This is a genomic window from Labilibaculum filiforme (assembly GCF_002843315.1).
GTDB lineage: Bacteria > Bacteroidota > Bacteroidia > Bacteroidales > Marinifilaceae > Labilibaculum > Labilibaculum filiforme.
This window is the reverse complement of record NZ_MVDD01000004.1, coordinates 41,100-57,023: the sequence shown is the minus strand read 5'-3', so window position 1 is coordinate 57,023 and position 15,924 is coordinate 41,100. Positions and strand designations below refer to the sequence as shown.

General features: G+C 34.9%; 14 protein-coding genes. 1 reads left to right on the top strand and 13 read right to left on the bottom strand.

Annotated features, from left to right (window positions below):
- The first annotated feature begins 377 nt into the window (after positions 1–377).
- Positions 378–1,118, top strand: coding sequence for a sce7726 family protein (locus BZG02_RS07060; protein ID WP_101260722.1), 741 nt, complete (start codon positions 378–380; stop codon positions 1,116–1,118).
- Here the strand turns inward: BZG02_RS07060 and BZG02_RS07055 are convergent.
- The 13 genes from BZG02_RS07055 to BZG02_RS06995 all read right to left on the bottom strand — a co-directional run bounded on the left by BZG02_RS07055 (position 1,106) and on the right by BZG02_RS06995 (position 15,921).
- Complete coding sequence (locus BZG02_RS07055; RefSeq protein WP_101260721.1) at positions 1,106–2,215, bottom strand: beta family protein; 1,110 nt, start codon at positions 2,213–2,215, stop codon at positions 1,106–1,108. The genes BZG02_RS07060 and BZG02_RS07055 overlap by 13 nt on opposite strands.
- Positions 2,205–3,068 carry a hypothetical protein gene (locus tag BZG02_RS07050; protein ID WP_101260720.1) on the bottom strand — a complete coding sequence of 288 codons (864 nt, stop codon included), beginning with the start codon at positions 3,066–3,068 and terminating at the stop codon, positions 2,205–2,207. The genes BZG02_RS07055 and BZG02_RS07050 overlap by 11 nt, the downstream gene beginning before the upstream one ends.
- A gap of 1 nt (position 3,069) precedes the next feature.
- Entirely contained in the window at positions 3,070–6,258 is a 3,189-nt protein-coding gene (locus BZG02_RS07045; protein ID WP_101260719.1) for a type I restriction endonuclease subunit R, read from the bottom strand.
- Between the two features lie 4 nt (positions 6,259–6,262).
- Entirely contained in the window at positions 6,263–7,585 is a 1,323-nt protein-coding gene (locus BZG02_RS07040; protein ID WP_101260718.1) for a restriction endonuclease subunit S, read from the bottom strand.
- 3 nt (positions 7,586–7,588) lie between these two features.
- Positions 7,589–8,812, bottom strand: a complete 1,224-nt coding sequence (locus BZG02_RS07035; protein WP_101260717.1) for a DUF6575 domain-containing protein — start codon at positions 8,810–8,812, stop codon at positions 7,589–7,591.
- Positions 8,812–9,222: a hypothetical protein gene (locus tag BZG02_RS07030; RefSeq protein WP_143470431.1), complete on the bottom strand. Its 411-nt coding sequence runs from the start codon at positions 9,220–9,222 to the stop codon at positions 8,812–8,814. Before BZG02_RS07030 ends, BZG02_RS07035 begins: the two co-directional genes overlap by 1 nt.
- Positions 9,223–9,251: 29 nt before the next feature.
- Complete coding sequence (locus tag BZG02_RS07025; RefSeq protein WP_101260715.1) at positions 9,252–10,760, bottom strand: class I SAM-dependent DNA methyltransferase; 1,509 nt, start codon at positions 10,758–10,760, stop codon at positions 9,252–9,254.
- A gap of 2 nt (positions 10,761–10,762) precedes the next feature.
- Complete coding sequence (locus tag BZG02_RS07020; RefSeq protein WP_101260714.1) at positions 10,763–11,044, bottom strand: helix-turn-helix domain-containing protein; 282 nt, start codon at positions 11,042–11,044, stop codon at positions 10,763–10,765.
- A 61-nt stretch (positions 11,045–11,105) separates the two neighbouring features.
- Entirely contained in the window at positions 11,106–13,334 is a 2,229-nt protein-coding gene (locus BZG02_RS07015) for a DUF3987 domain-containing protein (RefSeq protein WP_101260713.1), read from the bottom strand.
- Positions 13,312–13,635 (bottom strand): helix-turn-helix domain-containing protein, encoded by a 324-nt coding sequence (locus BZG02_RS07010; protein ID WP_143470430.1) that lies wholly within the window; start codon positions 13,633–13,635, stop codon positions 13,312–13,314. Before BZG02_RS07010 ends, BZG02_RS07015 begins: the two co-directional genes overlap by 23 nt.
- A 2-nt stretch (positions 13,636–13,637) precedes the next feature.
- Complete coding sequence (locus BZG02_RS07005) at positions 13,638–13,937, bottom strand: helix-turn-helix domain-containing protein (protein WP_101260712.1); 300 nt, start codon at positions 13,935–13,937, stop codon at positions 13,638–13,640.
- A 116-nt stretch (positions 13,938–14,053) separates the two neighbouring features.
- Positions 14,054–14,812 (bottom strand): hypothetical protein, encoded by a 759-nt coding sequence (locus BZG02_RS07000; protein WP_101260711.1) that lies wholly within the window; start codon positions 14,810–14,812, stop codon positions 14,054–14,056.
- Positions 14,813–14,814: 2 nt separating this feature from the next.
- The gene (locus BZG02_RS06995; protein ID WP_101260710.1) at positions 14,815–15,921 is read right to left on the bottom strand and encodes a site-specific integrase; all 1,107 of its coding nucleotides are present in this window, start codon (positions 15,919–15,921) and stop codon (positions 14,815–14,817) included.
- Positions 15,922–15,924: the final 3 nt, after the last annotated feature.

Here is a 15,924-nt window from a genome sequence, read left to right as displayed (position 1 = left end):
CTGGCATAAGCGAAATGGTGGTGGTGGTTGGAATGTAGCGGCTTTTTGTTTGGGCTGTGGAGGGTTGGCAACAGCTCTTTGCTTTTTTAGTTTATACCACTAAAAAAATAAATGCTTTAAACAAAAAAGCAATGTGCTGTATAGCGTGGGGAACAGCCCACACAAAAAGTATGACAGTTTAAAAATGGCGGCAGTACCATAGGATGCACTGAAGCGTTGGCATTGTGCGGTTGGCAGTGCATAAGCCGTGTTTTGTGCGGTTGCTGGGTGGGTCTTAATAAATTCGTGGCTCTGCTACATCTATTAAAAAAGGGTGCAAAGATACAATAATTAAGTTTGAAATACGTATCTTTGTGGTGTCGATATTAACGAAATAAATGGATTATTCAGCACTTGCAAGGTCATATAATACTCTAAGCTATACCAATCAGCTTAGAGACCTTCTTGCTGCTTTTTTCCAAACAGATAAATACAAAGATTGCAATAAATTTGAGCTTGCAAAAACGGTAAATGATGCTGTTTTTAAAAATTATGATGGTGAGCAAATTTTGAAATATCGTCTTGCTAAAGAGTTTGTAACCAAAAAATATGTTGCTGCATTTGAAGTAAAAGCAAAGACAAGTAGAACAGATTTTTTAGTTATCAATGGAGACACCAAATCATTTGAGGTAAAATCAAAAATTGATACTCTTAATAGACTTAAAAAGCAAGTCGAAGACTATGGAGATGTATTTGAATATAACACTGTCGTAATTGATAAAACTCATCTTGAAAAGGTTATTGAATTAATACCTGATTATTATGGAGTTTGGTATTATGAAAAATTAAAGAAAGTTGTCTATAGAGAAGCAAAATATAGCCCTAAGATTAATGCAGCTGAACAGCTTACTTTAATGAATAAAAAAGAGCTACAAAAGTATTTTGGCAGCACTAATAATGAACAAATCTTAAAAAACTGCAATGCTGCACAAATCAATAATACATTAAAACAAGCCTTAAAAGACAGGTATGATAAAAGGTGGTCATTTGTTCAAACCAATTGGAATAGCATTTTACCAATCGATTTACAATTCTTCTTTAACACAAATGTTAAGCCTGAAATAATTTACGGTAACTGATTGTTAGTTTGATGTAGATTATTAGATTCAATATTTACTTTCATACAATATAAATAATGGTCCATTGCTATTTTTTTGAATTTAGCTTGACTTTTGCCACTTTCCCCTCCAGAATTAATGTTTAATAAAGTTGAATAACCATTATTTGTAGGAGATAAATATGGAGGTGCTGCTGCTAACATACGTACCGTAGAATCTGAACTTAATATATCAGGAACAATTTTGTTTTCAAACTGGCTTAATTCTTTTATATCAGCTCTGTAACCGTAGTATTGATTTTCCGTAGCATCATAATAAATAAATCCAGGGCTTATAGTACCACCAGCTGTAAGGTCATCTTTTTTGACACCCACAAAATCACCAGTCGCATTTACTCCAAAATCAGTCATAATATCTACATCAATATGGCTATTGTCTGCTTCAAACACAACTTGACCGTGATCAAGTTTAATATTTTGTATTTCTGTATTAATTGCACTACGCAAGAGGATTTTACAACAACCTTCAAATGCTTTAAGAGCATTTACAATTGGTCGCAAAGGCGGACTTTTTGGATATGGTGTAATTTGGTCTAAGTCTATTATTATATAATCATTAGGTCTTACTAATCCTTGAACTATTGGGAAATCAACACTAAATGAAATGGGAAAAAGTCTGTACGCCAATCTTTCAAAATTAGGTTGTAAAAGATTTGTTTGCCTTTCAATACTATCAATTTCGCCTGTTTTGAATAAATAAGATGAAATAACTGGAATAGCTTTAGGGCTTGATACACTTAAACGATTGATGTACTCACTACGTTTTTCAATATCATTTATTACACTAAATGAAAATGACACTACTTCATCCTTTACTGAGCCCGATTGTTTTAAGTAAATTGGCAAGTCAATAAAAACGTGTTGAGCTGTTATTTCATTTATCAATTCATTATGAATTTCTTCAAATGTCTTTTGAGTATCTGCCTTTCTCGCTCTATCGTGCTCCTTTACAATTTCTAATAAAGGATATATATTGTTTCCAAAATCAAATGATTTTAAAACAATGGTTTCTTGTTGCCTAACTCTAAAAGTTGGCATATATATTAAGTTATTGTCCATAAGATACTTTTAGTTGTTTTATTGATTCAATATACTCTTCAGTTGGGTCAAAATTTTCATCATAAAAAGCTAATGTTGATGTGTAGGTTTCTATAAATGAATTAAATTCATCTGCTAACCATTTGTATTTAAGAAATATACTTTCAGAAATGGAGCTGGATAAGAGGTTTTCAGAAATGTAATGATTGTATTTCTCAAAGAAATATTCTTTGTCTTCTACTTTAAAAATATGATTAAAAACGTTTAAATATTGTATTTCGCAACTGACCTTTACCAAACTTGAATTTAGAATTGAATCAATTTCATATTCATCAATTGCTATGTGGTTGCTTAACTGTTTTACAAAGTCTTTAGAAAGGATAATACGAGGAAATACAGCAAGTGAAGATTCCATTTTATATGCTGTGGCTAATGGAACACCTAATGCAATTGAAGCCTTATCGATAAATAAACCATAATCAATACCACCTCTAAGAAAATAGCCTTTTTGAACAAATTCAAAATACAATTCTGAAATTACTAATAGAAGTTCAACAAGTGACTTTTCGCCATCATTACTAATGTTTTTTGCTGTAATGCAAATATTATCACTAAATAAGTAATAGCTAAATTTATCATTATCAAGCTTAGAGATAGCCTTGTTAAACGTTTCAATAAAATCAGTTGCTTTTTGAGAATAATATACCCGACCACCAACTTCATCTTCATCTGTATCATCTTCTATATTATCCGCTACAAAATCAGAATAGAATTGAATGGCTTCATCTTCAAATTCCTTTAGCTTGTTTTGAAAGCCAAGAACATCTAAGAATGCAACTGCACGATTTGTATATATGTAGTTTGGTTGCTCCATATTATTGCTCCGGTTCTGCTGCTATCGAAATATCACTGCTTGGGTTTATTTTATACTCCTTCGTTTTTGAAAATTCACTTGCCATCATTTTTGCTTGCTCAATTACTGTTTCTGTTGCTTTTAATTCTAAGTCTGGTGGATAGCCGTGTTTACGCAATATTTTCTTCACTGCTATTCTCATTTTGGCTTGTACGTTTTCTCTAACTGTCCAATCGATACTGCTGTTTTTACGAATGGTATCTACTAATTCTCTGGCAATGTGTCTTAAAATTTCATCTCCTAAAACAGCTACTGCACTATCGTTTACTTCTAATGCTGAGTAAAACGCAAACTCTCTAAAGTCTAAGCCCAAACCTTCTCCTTTACGGTCTGCTTCTTTTATTTCTTTAGCAAGATTGATTAGTTCTTCTATTACTTGTGCTGATGTGATTAAGTTATTTTGGTAGTTGCGTACCGCATTTTCTATCATTTCAGAAAACTTCTTGGATTGTACTATATTGGTTTTCTGTCTTGTCTTTATTTCATCATTCAATAATTTTTTAAGCAGTTCTAAGGCTAAGTTTTTATGCTGCATTCCTTTTACTTCTGCCAAAAACTCATCTGATAGAATAGAAATATCGGGTTTCTTGATACCTGCTGCATCAAAAATATCTACTACCTCATCTGCAACTACGGCATCTGATAAAATTTGCTTAATGGCTGTTTCTATTTCTTCATCACTCTTTGTTTTACTACTTTGGGTAACTTTTACAATTCTTGCTTTAATAGCTTGGAACAAGCCTACTTCGTCTCTTATATCACTTGTGTATGGATGCGGTACTGAAATTGCAAATGATTTTGAAAGTGCAGTTACGGAATTGGTATATCTTGCCTTGCCATCTTCTAAGCCTAAAATGTAGTTGGCTGCTTGAATAGGGAAATACAATTTTTCTTTTGGCGTAAGCCCAAAGAAACTTTTGTAATCAAAACCTTTAGGTTGAGATTTGTCTGTGGGTTGCTCTTCAAACATTTGAGCCACTATCTCATACTTACTCATCATTACTGATGCTGCTTCTTCCTGGTCAAAAGCTGGTTTTCCTTTACCACCGCTTTCTGTGTAAACAGAAAGGGCTTTTTTAAGGTCTGTTGCTATACCAATATAATCTACTACCAAACCGCCTTCTTTGTCTTTGTAAACACGGTTTACTCTTGCAATGGCTTGCATTAAGTTATGGCCTTTCATAGGCTTATCAATGTACAAGGTGTGCATACTTGGAGCATCAAAGCCTGTAAGCCACATATCCCGAACAATGGCTAATTTAAGGCTGTCTTTTGGGTCTTTTAATCTATCGCCTAATGCTTTGCGTTTTGGTTTGTTTCTTACGTGAGGTTGGAAGTTTAAGGGGTCTGATGATGAACCTGTCATAACAACTTTTATAGTTCCTTCTGCATCATCATCACTGTGCCAATCTGGTCTTATTTTAATGATTTCAGCATATAAATCCACACATATTCTACGGCTCATACAAACTATCATTGCTTTACCGTCTAATATGGAGTTTCGTTCTTCAAAGTGTTTCACAATATCAGCTGCTATGAGTGATAAACGGTGCTGATTACCAACAATTGCTTCTAATCTTGCCCATTTGGCTTTTAGTTTTTGTTGGTCTGTGAGTTCTTCGCTTTCCGTGAGTTCTTCAAACTCTGCATCAACTCTTGGTTTTTCTTCGTCTTTGAGATTAATTTTTGCTAAACGGTTTTCATAGAAAATACGAACCGTTGCACCGTCTTCAACTGCTTGTTGAATGTCGTACACATCTATATAATCGCCAAAAACAGCTTGGGTATTTTTATCTGTGTTTTCAATGGGTGTTCCTGTGAAACCTATAAATGAAGCATTGGGCAAAGCATCTCTCATATGTTTGGCAAAACCATCCATAAAATCGTATTGACTTCTGTGAGCTTCGTCTGCTATAACTACAATATTTCTGCGGTCTGATAATTCTTCAAATTGCCCTTTGATATTTTTAAATTGACCATTTCCTAAATCAATTTTTTCTTCTATTTCGGGTAAAAACTTTTGAATGGTTGTGAATACAATCCCACCTGATGTAACTGATAATAAATTTTTTAAATGGTCTCTGTTTTCGGCTTGTACAGGTGTTTGTCTTAGTATATCTTGACTTAATGAAAAGGTATCGAATAATTGGTCGTCAAGGTCGTTTCTATCGGTTAAAATAACTAATGTGGGGTTGTTGAGTGCCAACACTAATTTACCTGCGTAAAACGCCATAGAAAGGCTTTTACCGCTTCCTTGTGTGTGCCAAATAACACCTGCTCTTTGGTCTCCGTTATCTGCTGTTGCTTTACGTGCTGCTTCTACCGCTTTATTAACTGCAAAGTATTGATGATAACGAGGTACTATTTTGGTAATCTGTTCTTTGTTTTGGTGGAATATGGTAAAATGACGAATTAGGTCTGGCAATACTTCTTTATTGAGCATCCCTTTTGCCATTACTTCCATTTGAGGGATATTCTCGTCTGCTACTAATTGCCCATCAATAGATTTCCAAGGCACAAAAAACTGTTTGGGTGAAGTAAGCGAACCATATAAGGCATCCCACCCATCAGAAGCTATTAGTAAAGCATTGTATTGAAATAGGCTTGGTATGGTTTGTTTGTAGGTTTGTAACTGATTGAAAGCTGCATTGACATCTGCATTTTCGTCTGCTGCATTTTTAAGCTCTATCACAACCAAAGGCAAGCCGTTTACAAACAAAATAACATCAGGTCTTTTATTAGTATTGCCTTCTATCACGGTGAACTGGTTAATGACTAAAAACTCATTATTGCTTGGGGATTCATAATCTATGAGCCAAACTTTATCACCTGCAATACGGTCTGTTTTTCGGTATTCTACATCTACACCTTCGGTTAAGTATTTATGGAATTGGTAGTTGTTTTGAAATAACTCTGGACTATCAGAACGCAATACTTTACGCAAGGCTTCTTCTTGTGCTTCATAGGGGATAGTGGGGTTGAGTTTGGCAATGGCTTCTTGTAAACGGTTTTTGAGTACAACTTCGTTGTACTCTCTTTCAGGCATTGAGCCATCAGGCGAAATGTCTGTGCCATTGATGTACTGGTAGCCTAACTCAATAAACTCCTGTATGATTACTTGCTCTATGTTGTCTTCTGATATTACTGCCATAGGGTTATGCTTTTTCTGCCATTACTTCTGCTACTTCCAACTCTCCCGAAATGAGCTTGGGTAATAGCGTATCTCTTAGGTTGGTTAGTTCTTGGTTTTCTTTAGTGTTATTAAAAATTGATTCAAAAAATGCCTTTACGCAATTATCAAATGCAACATTAATCGCTTTAGGAGGCAATAATACTTTTGACACTTTTATTTCACTTGTTGAGAGATTAACTTGCACACCACTATTTGCTCTACTTCTTAAATCTTCTATAAAGTCATTACTATTAGTAAGAATGTATAAGTAAGGAAAATCAATACCTAAAGCATTGTTTGGTCTCAATAAGCCTACACGTTGATTAACTATGTATTTGTCATTTTCATTCATTAAAGCTGTATGCCCAAGTAAAGCAACATTGCCTTTCATATCTGTCATACACATTAATAAATCGCCAACTCTTAAAACATATTTGTTAAGTTTTTTAGCTTTTGATTTCTCATAATAACTTTTTGTACCGTCAGCATTTAAACCGCCACCTTTTTTGATATGACCCATTTTAAAAACGTGATAGCAATCGCCTATATCTTCTTTCAGTAATTCTTTACTCTTAAAAGCATTACCATTTGAAAAATCAATTAAATCTTCAAGTACGCCAACTTCCCACCCCTTCGGAATTTCGCCTAACTCACTATCTACCAAAGCACCACCTGATGATTTGTACGGTTCTCCCTTTTCGTTTGGAAACTCAAAATCTATAAACCACTGCTTAAATAGGGTTTGGGCAAGGTTTTCTAACTCTTGGTTTATTTTGTTGTTGAGTTCTATTTTATCGTCAAGAGAAGAAAGGATTTCTGCAATGGCAGTTTGTGTGGGTAGGTCGGGGATAGATAATTTTATTCCTTTCAAACCTGCAATAGTTAAGGCTGCTTGTGTTGATCCAATTGTTATACTATTAAAACCTTCTTTACCAAGCGGTGAACGCAGCCAATACAATAGAAACTTTGTATTAATCTCATCTGAAAAATCTTTAAACCAAGTTAGATTTCCATCTTTAAAATAGAAATAATCACTTTCTTGAACTTGATATGATACACCAAGTGTACCAACAGACGTTAAAAGAATATCACCTGCCAGTGGTACGCCAAACTTGTCTTTAATTTCTTGAAACTTGTCTTTTGTGATAAATAATTCAGTAGAAATATCGTTTCCATTTGCCTTTTCAATTATTTCTTTAGATCTAAAGAAAGGCACACCTTCTGAAACATACTCTTTATAAAAGATACGTTTACTTGATGTTATTGTACAAAGTTCTCCTAATTTATATTCTTTCCAGTTGGTCATATCTTAATCTTGCTCAATAAATGAGATTAATAAATCTGTTATTTTTGGGTCTTTTGAACCTGTTTTGAGTTCCTCTTTACGCTTCACAATAATATCATAAGTTTTATCCCATTTTATCTTGTATGCTACTTCTAAACGGTCGCTATCTAAGTATCCTTTTGATCTGTTTGTTTCATCTTCAAAATCTTCAAATTCGTAATGTCCCGTTTTTAAATTCAAGGCAGTAAAACGCCCTGTTATTTTTATATCATCGGTATCAGAAAACTCTAATGTTTCTAAATTTTGAAGAATAACCTTTGCCTTTTTATAATCAATATCACTATTTATAAAATGCTCTGAGATAGCATTTACATAGTTCAATTTAAAGTTTGTTTTTGCTCCTGTTATTGTTTTTAAAAGGCTTTTGTAACTATTGACTACCTTTTTATCTAAAGTAGAGATATAGGCTTTGAAATCCTCTATGTTGTTTGAAGATTCGTAAAAGCCAATTACAAATTCTACAAATTTATCCTCGGTTGATTTAGTGCCTGGAAAATTAATTTCATTGCCAACTGGCTTGAATAATGCACCAAAAGAATTTCTGGTATTGCCAATGTAATGAAAGGTTGATGCTCCTTGTAAAAGTGCTGTATCAATCTTGACATTATCTTCTTTAGCTTTACGCTTTGTTTTGTTTATATAGTCTTTTTTTAGCCCTTTGTTAATTGCAACAAATTGTATTAATGAGTTTGCCCATAATTCGGCATCAATAGTGCCATAACCTACTTTTTCGGAGTTACCGAAATATGCTTGAAATATACCTTGATTGTGTTTTTTGGAATAGCTGCTTAAATCAACTTGTTGTTTGAGTGGCTCAAAACTGTATAGGCTGTTTTTATTCGGCAAATAAGATTCTGGTAACTCATAAATATATAATAATTCAAAATTGTGATACTGAATATCTTTATCAATATCTACCTTATACACTAAGCCAGCATCTAATTCTGTAATAAGTTGATGTAGTGATATTTTACGATTTAAGTAGTCTTGAAGTTTAACTATGCTAATATTGATAATGAGCCATCTATTATAAGTAGCATCGGTATCTACCCAATAAAATAAATAATCTTCACCCGATAAACTTTGATAATGAGAAAGCAAAGGGCCATCATAATATATGAGGTCGCTTACTTTGACTAAGTCTTTTAGCCAATCGGACTTAATTGATATGCCTTTTACTTTTTCCATTATAGCTTTTCTATAACATTAAATTTGTTCTTTAATTCTACATTTTCAAACTCATAGAGACCAAAGTGAGATGAGTAGTTTTCTTCTGTAATTAAACCATCCTCAGCATCAAGAATACCATTAGCAAGGTGTGTGCCTGCTGTTTTATTGAAATTTGGAAAAGAATTTGCTAATTCATAATATTTCTCTTTTGCACCTTCAATTTTAGAATACATTGATAAGTTTAAATAATCACATTTTTTCTTACCATTTGCATCTATAAATCTTGCAGGGTCATCTTTTAATTGTGGTAAAAAATTGCTCTTATAATTTATGTCTTCAAATACATAGCGGTATGCTTCAAAAGTGGTTATTGCTTTTAAATCTTTATTTGGACAATCACAATTATGTTCATTTTTGATATTGTCCATATCTTCTTGATATTTGAATTTTTTAGCCATTATATCTCAATACCTACTTTTACCAAATTCGTTTTAATACGCTGTTGCAACTCAATAGATTTTTCAAAATAACCTTTTAGGTTTTCTGAAATGGTGGCTACTTTTTCTTCATAGGGTATGCCGTCATCTTCTACTTCTTCAGTGCCTACATATCTTCCCGGAGTTAGTACAAAGTTGTTGGCTTCTACTTCTGCAAGGTTTGCAGACTTGCAAAAACCTTGAACATCTTCATAATTACCGTCTATGTTTCTCCAGTTGTGATAGGCATCTGCTATTTGGGCAATGTCTGTGTCTTCAAATGCTTTGTTTTTACGGCTGGTCATAGTGCCTAATTTTCGGGCATCTATAAACAGTATTTCGCCAGAACGATTGCGGAATTTGTGATTGGTTCGGTTACGAGCCAAGAACCACAAACAAGCGGGTATTTGTGTGTTGTAGAATAGTTGCGTTGGTAAAGCAACCATACAATCTACTAAACCCTCTGTAATGAGTTGTTTTCTTATTTCGTTTTCTGTACCTGCATTGGTAGTCATAGAGCCATTGGCTAATACAATACCTGCTGTTCCTGTGGTGCTTAGTTTATTAATAAAAAGTTGTAACCAACCGTAATTTGCATTACCTACTGGTGGTACTCCGTACTTCCATATATGGCTGTCTTGCAATTGCTCACCACCCCAATCTGAAATATTAAACGGTGGATTGGCAATGATATAATCTGCTTTTAAGTCTTTGTGTCTATCGTTGTGGAAGGTGTCGCCTAATTCAATTTTTGCATCAATACCTCTAATGGCTAAATTCATTTTTGCCAATTTGTAAGTAGTTGGGTTGCTTTCTTGACCATAAACTGCTATATCTCCAATTCTACCACCGTGAGCTTTTAAGAACTTCTCACTTTGCACAAACATACCACCACTACCACAACAGCCATCATAAATACGACCATTGTAGGGTTCGAGCATTTCAACTAAAAGTTTTACGATACTTTCAGGTGTGTAAAACTGACCGCCTCTTTTACCTTCGGCATCAGCAAACATTCCTAAAAAATATTCATATACTCTACCTAATAAATCTTTACTGCTGTGTCCTTCTTGTTTGAAACCTACATTACCAATTAAATCTACCAATTCGCCTAAACGTTTTTTGTCTAATGCTGGTCTTGCATAATCCTTTGGCAAAACTCCTTTAAGTGTAGGGTTGTCTTTTTCGATGGCATCCATAGCATCATCAATATCTTTTCCTATGCTTGGAAGTTTGGCTCTTTGGTGTTGTAGATAGTTCCATCTTGCAGACGGTGGCACATAAAAAACATTTTCTGCCAAGTACTCGTCTTTATCTTCTGCATCAGAAAGTTTGTCTTCTTTGAGCCTGTTGTATAAATCTTCAAAGCTGTCTGAAATGTATTTTAGGAAAATCAAGCCCAATACAATATGCTTGTATTCTGCTGCATCCATATTGTTACGCAACTTATCAGCCGTAGCCCAAAGGGTTTTTTCGAGTTCTTGATCCATATTTATTTCTTATCGATTTCAGTTAATACTATTTTTAAAGCATCTGTTGCACAATCTTCATTATGTACCACAGTCAGCACTTTTTCGGCAAGCCAAAAGGGCAAAAGGGTTTTTTCTGTTACGTGGTAAAACTTTGCTAACGATTTCAGTTTTGTACGACTAACTGGTTTATCGTTGTTTTCCATTTTACTCACATAGGCAGTATCTACGCCTAAAGCGGCTGCTACTTGCCTTTGAACTAATCCGTTGCTTTCTCTTAACTCTTTGAGTTTTTCTCCAAGCATATTTCCCTTATTTGTTCTTGTCCTTAAAAGGACAAATGTACTGAGTTATTTACAATTTTTGTTAGTTATTCACAATCTTTCGATAATGCCCTGTCTTTGGTTTCTCCAAAAGCATTGGTACAGAGTTGTTTAGGAAATCATCAACTGACCTTTCGGATAATCCTAACTTTTTACCAAGTGCAACTGCTTCTTTGCGTTGAAACTCCTGTGGCAACTGGTCTAAGAGCTGTTTTTTGTTGTTTGGCATCTTGTACAGAATAGGGTCTTTGTTTTCTTCCAGATTGTTGAACATTAAAAGACTGTGTTGCAAATAGACTTCTGAAAGCATCAAAGATGCTTCAAAGTCATCATCAGTACAGGTTACATCTTTTGAGCAATCGCCATTTTCAAACTTCCGCAAGGAAGTGAAAATCATACAAAAGCGGTAAAGGATTAAGCCCAAACGAAATACCACACTTGCTGCATCTTCCCCTGTAAAAATCACTACGTTTTTGAGCTTGTCGAAAAAAACTTGATTGAGTTTATTCCATTGGTTCTGCGTTAAAAATACTTCTGTTGGGTACTGGTTTAAAAAATCAACAATCTTTAGTACTTCGTTTGACAATGCTTCAAAGTGGTCATTGTAAACTATTCCGCCTGGTCTTGGTGATGGGTCTTGCCAAACGATTTCGTTTTTAAACGCATAGAAAATAAAGCGACTAAACAAACCATCTTCTGCCGAAGCGATTAGCTTTGGCACTTGGGCAGGTGTGCCTGACAAGGCCACCGCCAATTGTGGGTGTTTTATTTCTAAAAGTTCTCGGTTGGTTTTTCTTGCTGCTGATATTTTTTCGTGATGAAAAGCGGCTCGCATAATGTGAGAATAGTTGCCCCAATCTTGTTTGTTTGCTCCACTCATTGCATCTGCTTCTGTTTCGCAAATAATGCCTCTACCGTCATTGTCTTGAAGTATTTGCATCATCATAGCCTGACTGCAATCGGCAGGAATGAAAAGCAATTTAAAGGCAGGTTCTTGTGGCTTTTCGGGTATTGGGTCGTCTTTCTTACGCTTGCTTAATTGGGCTTTGTATTCAACCATTTCGTTTTCGTGTTGGTCTTTGGCTTGTTTGCTGCTTTCCACCATTCTTTCGTGGATTTTATCGCCTAACCTTTTGGCATTTTTTAAAACGCCTTTACCACTTGCAGCTGGAGCAATAATGAAAGAAAATAAATGTGGATAAACCCGTTCTTGATGATATACCCCTTGAACATCAGGCAGGCAACCGCTTATGATACACAAAGCACTGGTTAAGAAAACATCTCTTTTTCTTGGGTCGGCATCAAAAGCTCTTGCACCTTCTTGAAATAAATCGGGCATTAAATTGATAGCTTCTATCGGAATGGTTGGTGTTGTTTTTAGGTAGTCTTCTGTAGTATCGTTTGTAATTTCTTTTTTTTGCGAACCTGCAAGGTTTGCAAACTTGCCAAACTCTGCTGCATTGTTTTGATAGGCACTTTCAATTGACTTGCGTATTTCGGTTTGGTCTTCGTGGTAGAAATTTGATGTAATCAAAGTTTCTGCCTCTGGATGTGGTATGCCTCTGCGGTTGCAATTGCAAGCCAACTGATATAAGTAGTTGTTTCGGTTGCCGTTATTGAAAGTTAGGATGTTGTTAGTGAAACTAACACATTCATCAAAAATAGTATTGAACGAATTTTGAGCTTGCTCAAAAAGAGGTTCGCTTAAAGGAGCTTGCTCCTGCAAAGCAATTTCAAAAGTGCTTGCACTTTCATTTATAAAGGCGTTTTTGTCGTCAGACACAAAACAAAGCCTTGTAATATCTTTACATTTTGGGTCGGCTTCAATACCTATTTCTTTTTCATAAAAAATTTGTACTTGCTTATATACCAATTCGTGGAAGCCTTGATCTGTATTTACCTTAATGAAGATTTTTAAACCATCACCACTTGGGCTTGTGAAACAAGCAAAAGTGAAAGGAATTTTGACCACAAGGTCAAAAGACTGTTTTAATTCTTCGGGTGTTAGTTTATCAAAATCAAGATGAACGTAACCGCTGTAAGCGGTAAGTAAATCTTTTTTACGTCCATCCTTAAAGGTAGCTGAAGGCGTGAACGCCAAAAGCTCTTTTTTAAGTTGGTCGGCTCTTTCGGGTTTACCCATACTTTTAGCCATACGAATAGCATTTATGCTATCGTGGTAAGTGCCGGATTTGATATTAGAAATGATTGAGGATAGTGAAACGTCCTCAATAGGTATATTGAAATTTTTATAAGTCGTTATTGTCGCCATCAGTTGAAATTTTAAGGTTATTGATACTATTTGCAGGAATGGTACTTTTTTGGAGTAAGTCCATTATGTCAGAAAGTCGGTAGTAGATTTTGTTACCTACTTGCGAATACGTTATGACATTTTCGGTACGCCAATAAGCTGCGGTACGCTTGCTTATGTTCATAATCTGGAGGAACTCCTGATTGTCGTACCAAATTTGGTCGGGTTCTGTTCTTTGCTTTTGCTTTAAAGTCAAAGCAATATCATCTAAACGCAGTTTGATGTCTTGAACCTCTTCTTCGGAAAATCTATAAAAACCCATAATTATTTACGTTTATTTCTGATTAAATAATTAGCGGCTGCTGTTTCTATGTCTTCCGAAGTTTCCTGCTTATTACGCATTAACCATTCGTCTATTTCTTGGCGGTTGAAATAGAGTTTCTTTCCCTGTGGGCAAAAATGCGGGATTTGCTTTTGAGAGGTAAGTTTGTAGAGATGTGATGCACTTATGTCAAGATACTTGCAGGCATCATTAAAATTGAATACTTCTTTTTTAAGAAGATTTTGCTCGTCAATTTTTAGTTCTAATTGACTTAGCTTTTCGAGAATTTGATTTACTTCCATCATTGTATATTTTTATGATTACGGAAGCAAAACAAGGCACTTTATGAGTGCTATGGTAGTTGCATAGGGTTGTACAACCTTATGTTATTGTATTTGTTATCAGTTACTTATCTTGTTTATTTTTGTTTATCTTTTTTTACATTGTCTCTTAATCTGATAAATTTTTCAAACCAAAAATCCATTGCGTTGAAGTCTGGAGTATCAAAAGCGTTCTTGATTGAGTTGACACTAACATCTTCTTTTTGCTTGGATGAAAAGCTCTCGGCAATGAAATTGAAAATGTCGGTTTTGTGTTTAGCATCAATGATACCTTCATCATTTAATACTCTGAATAAATAAGCTATTTCTTTAACTGTTAGATTAGTTTTTAGCTTTGCTTTAGGCTCTTGCTGGGCTTGAATAGAGAAGTCGGCAAATGAACCTAAATAGCCTTTTTTGAAGTCTTGCAGGGCTTGTTCTGTGGCTTCTTGAAATAAGTGGAAATGTTTCTCATACCATTTGAAAACGTGACCGAAATACTTGTTTTCATACTCTGACATTTTAGAGTAATGATCTGGTTCAACATTAGGATACCAGTAATCTCTATAATACTGTTCTTTCATAGCTTCAAAGCGTAGCTTTGGACTATGGGTTTTAAACTGGCTCAATGATACCGTAAGGTATTTATTGATTTCATTGTTGTTGAGGTGTTGGGTTCTTTTGTAAATGGTTTGAACAAATTCACTCAATAAAGGACCTTCCATAAATCGGTTGAAATAATCAGGGTCGAATTTGTATTGCTCCCAAAAGTTGTCAAACTTATGTTTGTACTCAACAGCTTCAATTGAAATTCTCAATTCAAGTTCTTCTACTAAAAATATTTGCGGTGCTTCCATACTTATAATTTGATTTTGATTTTGTTGGCAGCTTCCACCTTTTTCTCGTTGATAACCTTTGCGTATATCTCGGTAGTAGAAAGGTTTTTATGCCCTAATAATTTTGAAACGGTGTAAATGTCTGTGCCTAAAGTCAACTGAAGCGTAGCGTAAGTATGACGAGCACAGTGGAATGTGATGTGCTTATTGATGCCTGCATCAATTAACCAATCCTTTAAGTAGGTTTTGTTCCAGTTGCCATATTTAAGCCCTGTAAAAACCTTTTCTTTTGGCTCTTTCTGTTCGCCTAACAATTCTCTTGCTTCTTCTGCAATAGGTAAGGTTTCTGCTCCGTTGGTTTTTTGCTGACGAAAACGAATGAAGTAGCCTAAATTTTCTGAGTGCTGAATTTCTGACCATTTAAGTTTCTCAATGTCTGACCATCTTAAACCAGTTAGACAAGAAAAAATGAACATCCGCTTTAGCGTTTCATTTCGGCAATGGGTGTTGGCTAATTTTTGTAATTCTTCAAGGGTTAAAAATTCACGTTCTACATCATCCTGTTGGAATGGTTCTACTTGCTCCGCAGGATTGAATTTGATTAGACCTTCTTTTAATGCTTGTTTGAGTGCAGCTCTTAATTTGTTGAAATAGCTGTACTTGGTATTTAGTGAAATGCCGTCACCTGTTTTTGTTTTGGTTTCATAGTCCAGGTAATCTTTGAACCCTTCAACCCAATCTTTATCCAATCGCTCAAAGGTTACATCTTTAGGATTGTAGGCTTTTATCAGAATACGGACTGCATTCCAATTGCCATAATTGCCTAAGCTTGCTTTTTTCTTTTCGGTAAGTGCATCAAAAAATTCAAAGAAACTGCCTTTCAATTTCTCTTTATCTCGGAAACCGTAAATACTGTTTTGAACTTCTAAATGTCTTTTACTTCGGATGCTCTCTGCCAATTCAAGGATTTTTTTGTTCTCGTCCTTTTGGGCTTTGGTTAAACTTCCTTTGTCGGGTTCGGGTGTGAGGTATAAACCTAAATGCTCATACTCTCGCTTGCCTTGGTCGTAGTAGTCAAGGTAGAGGGTAATCTTGTTACCCTTTTTGCGTTGTCTTAATGTTATTTTCATTGC